The sequence below is a fragment of the Weissella sp. DD23 genome (genome assembly GCF_001579105.1).
GTDB classification, from domain to species: Bacteria; Bacillota; Bacilli; order Lactobacillales; family Lactobacillaceae; genus Weissella; species Weissella cibaria.
This window is the reverse complement of sequence record NZ_KQ970394.1, coordinates 188,285-191,659: the sequence shown is the minus strand read 5'-3', so window position 1 is coordinate 191,659 and position 3,375 is coordinate 188,285. Positions and strand designations below refer to the sequence as shown.

Here is a 3,375-nt window from a genome sequence, read left to right as displayed (position 1 = left end):
ACCATCAACACGTTGTTCAATGACAATAATAGATTTTTCGTCGTCCGGTGCTTGGTATTGTAGATGCCCAAAGCACCAAAGGTTCCAATCAACGTTGCCAACACTGATGACAGCAAAGCCACGATAAACGTGTTGACCAAGATTTCCATCAAGCGTGTATCCGCAAACATGTCCTGGTAGTGACGCAATGAAAAGCCGTCAAAGCCATTCATATAGTCACCTTTATTGAATGAGTAGAAAATCAAATAAAAGATAGGCGCATACATCAAGATGAACACGAAGACCAAGTAAATGTACGACCACTTCTTTGGCTTATTATCCACGACGGCGACCTCCCTTCTTCTTACGATCACGCGTGAAGAACATTGTTGCAGCCATCGCGATAATCAAAATAACGCCGATGGTTGATCCCATTCCCCAGTTTTGCGTCACCAAGAAGTGCTCCTCGATGGCAGTTCCCAAGGTAATGACACGATTTCCACCAATCAAACGCGTAATCATGAACAATGACAATGTTGGAATAAAGACCGCTTGAATACCAGCCTTGACGCCACTCATTGACATTGGAATGATGACCTTAGTCAACGTTTGCCAAGGCGTTGCCCCCAAATCACGGGCTGCATTAATCAAACTACGATCTAATTCAACCAATGAATTGAAGATTGGCATAATCATAAATGGAATTTCAATGTACGCCGCCACAATCATAAATGATGTGTCCGTAAACATAATTTGATGTGGCCCAATACCGATGAATGACAAAAAGTTATTCACGGTGCCTGTCTTAGAGAACAGACCGATGAACGCATACGCCTTCAGCAGCAAGTTCACCCAAGTTGGCAAAATGACCAACAACAACCAGAATTGGGCATTCTTTAAACGGCTCATAATATAAGCCATTGGATAACTAATTAATAACGTAATTACCGTCACAATAAAGGCAAAGAACACGGAATTAAATGTCATCCGTAAATACGTTCCTGAGCTAAAATAGGTCGCGTAGTTGTCGAGCGTAAAGTGGCCGTAGATGTTGCCAAATGATTGCACAATCAACAGCACAACTGGCGCAACGACAAAGAGAACGAGCCACAAAATGTACGGAACGGTGTAGCTGAAAGTTCTCTTATTGCTCATCAGCGCCCTCCTCGTCTTCCTCAGAATCGTCGTATTGCTCCAATCGAGCATCGAAATCTTCTTCTGATTCATTCAAACGCATGATGTGGATATCTTCAGGGTCGAAGTACAACCCACGTCGCTCGCCAATAACAGCTGGGTTCGTCGCTTGAACTTGCCATTCATTTTGATCATCATCGTGCGCAGTGATTTCGTAGTAATCGCCACGGAATGATTGGTCATCAATCGTCACAACGAGCTTACCATCTTCTTCAGCAACCAAATCCAAGTCTTCCGGACGCAAAACGACTTCAACTTGTTCATTTGGTCGCATACCACCGTCGACGTTTTCAAATTCCTTACCGGCAAATGACACCAAATAGTCTTCGCGCATTACACCAGGTACAATATTTGATTCGCCGATAAAGTCGGCAACGAAATGATTGATTGGCTCGTCATAAATATCAACTGGTGTACCATTTTGAACGATTTCACCTTCGTTCGTGACGAAAATCCAGTCTGACATTGCCAACGCCTCTTCCTGATCGTGGGTCACGAAGATAAACGTGATGCCCAAACGCTTTTGGATTTCACGCAATTCGTATTGCATGTCCTTACGCAACTTGTAATCCAATGCTGACAATGGTTCATCGAGCAACAACACTTCAGGGTCGTTAGCCAATGCTCGCGCAATTGCCACACGTTGTTGTTGTCCACCAGACAATTCAGAGATTTCACGGTCCTCATAGCCACCCAACTTGACGAGTTCAAGCATTTCAGCGACCTTGGCCTTAATTTCATTCTTCGGTTTACCCTTAATCGACATTCCGAAGGCAACGTTCTCAAAAACATTCATATTTGGGAACAATGCATAGTTCTGGAAAACCGTGTTAACACGGCGCTTTTCAGCTGGAACGTCATTAATGCGTTCCCCTTCAAACAGGATGTCACCTGATGAGGCTTCCAAAAATCCAGCAATCAAACGTAAAATCGTCGTCTTACCTGATCCAGAAGGTCCCAACAAGGTATAGAACTTTCCTGCTTCGATTTCTAAATCGACAGACTTCAATACGACTGTATCATCGTATTGCTTAGCCACGTGCTTAAATTCAATAATGGGTTGTGCCAATTACTGAGTACCACCTTTCTTTACATAACCTTTATTTTACCAAAAATAAGCAATTTTGTATGTTACGGCACATAACAAAACGCACGCTCCGATAATTCGAAACGTGCGTTTTTTACTATTCTTCCCACAATGGTCGTAGGATTTTTTGATAGGCATCACTGAACTTACGATCACCAGCTAGCACAACAAAATCACTTAGATGCTCCTGTAAATCACGTCGCGCATGGGGGTGATCATGCAAAATAGCCGCGTAAATATCAAATAAGCGTTGCTGACCACGTCCAAACACCATCACATCAGCCGGATCAGTATCAGGCACCTGTGCCACCTGCAACAAGGTTTCTGCTAATTCTCGCTTCCCCAGCAAGATAGCCCGTAACAAAGGCCATTCGAAAATATCAAGCACCGTATTGCGGTTGATGTAACGTTGATCAACTTTCCTCATCGCCCGATTCAACAATTGTGCCCACATCTGAATACCTGCCGGATTTTCGATGTGCAACATGGCATACCGTGCCACACGGAACTCTGCGTACGTCCATGTTTCCATCGCCATCAATTCATCACTGATTGTCTTACTTAATTCAGCAGCCGCTGGACTTTGTAACCAATTCTGATGCACAAATAATCCATCCAAGGCCTTAAATTCGAAGTATGCCTCCAAATCCTTGCGTTGGTGATCAGTCTCGTATTTTAACTGCATTGATCTTGCAAGCGCATCATAGCCAAGTGGTTGAATGTGTTGCCAACTATATTGATACCAAGTCGAGTTAGTGACATTAATCAAACGGCGTCGCAAAACAACATCGATGTCGCTTGGCATCAGGTCTAATAGATGCATTAATTTCAATAATTCTTCTAGTTGCAGATAACCATTCTCATTGTAAGCCTTATATAGCTTGTAAGTCGAAACACCAGCATCAACAACCATACCAGGCGTCACATGTTTTTGTTTTATAATCCAGCGGAACACGTCACCATAGTGATTAAACATTTCTTCTGGTGGTAACGTTGAAAACTTCGGTAGTTGCACATGTTCATTCGGCTTTACCCAAAACTTTGACGCACCAACTTGGAATTCAGTCCACAACGCGCTCAAATCGAGGCTCATTAAGCGCGTCTTCATCACTGCA

At 43.4% G+C, this 3,375-nt stretch carries 2 protein-coding genes and 2 pseudogenes; all 4 read right to left on the bottom strand.

Annotated features, from left to right (window positions below; genetic code table 11):
• A pseudogene (locus WEIDD23_RS14735) lies at positions 1-266 on the bottom strand (ABC transporter permease); the annotation flags it as partial.
• A gap of 49 nt (positions 267-315) precedes the next feature.
• Complete coding sequence (locus WEIDD23_RS08325) at positions 316-1,134, bottom strand: ABC transporter permease (RefSeq protein ID WP_010370068.1); 819 nt, start codon at positions 1,132-1,134, stop codon at positions 316-318.
• On the bottom strand, positions 1,124-2,242 hold the full coding sequence (locus tag WEIDD23_RS08320; RefSeq protein WP_010370071.1) for an ABC transporter ATP-binding protein: 1,119 nt from the start codon (positions 2,240-2,242) through the stop codon (positions 1,124-1,126). The genes WEIDD23_RS08325 and WEIDD23_RS08320 overlap by 11 nt, the downstream gene beginning before the upstream one ends.
• 115 nt (positions 2,243-2,357) lie before the next feature.
• Positions 2,358-3,375: pseudogene (locus tag WEIDD23_RS08315) on the bottom strand (XRE family transcriptional regulator); the annotation flags it as partial.